At 34.9% G+C, this 415-nt stretch carries 1 protein-coding gene; it reads right to left on the reverse strand.

From position 1 onward, the window contains the following. Positions 1–294, reverse strand: a 294-nt coding sequence (locus DCCM_RS04955) for a hypothetical protein (RefSeq protein ID WP_133163944.1), incomplete at its 3' end; no start/stop codon positions are given. Between the last annotated feature and the right edge of the window lie 121 nt (positions 295–415).

The raw sequence follows: 415 nt of genomic DNA on the forward strand, positions 1-415 counted from the left end.
TAACCCTAACTTATAAAGATGCTTAATTTCATAACGGGACACATGATAAGTAAAACATTTATCTCCATCCTTTTGAAAATACAGTATATCAGCACTGTAACCCGTACTAACAATATAAACTTGAACAAAATATTCACAATCATCAATATCGATATTAATACACCCATTACCACAATCCCGAAATTTATTAGCATACTCAAACGCCATTTTAACTCTCTCAGCAAAATCAACAGACGTAATGTTAGCCAACGCCTCATAATCAAAACCATTCTCATTAATTGCAATCGCTTGCATAATCCAAACCTCCCTCAAGAATTGATTTTTTCGTCTATCCACTACCAGCACCGCCACACCACGCGTAAGCATATAAAGTTTTTTGCCAAGCTTTTTTTCAAAAAAGCGTCAAGGGTTCTTT

The organism is Desulfocucumis palustris (genome assembly GCF_002933875.1).
Lineage (GTDB): Bacteria > Bacillota > Desulfotomaculia > Desulfotomaculales > Desulfocucumaceae > Desulfocucumis > Desulfocucumis palustris.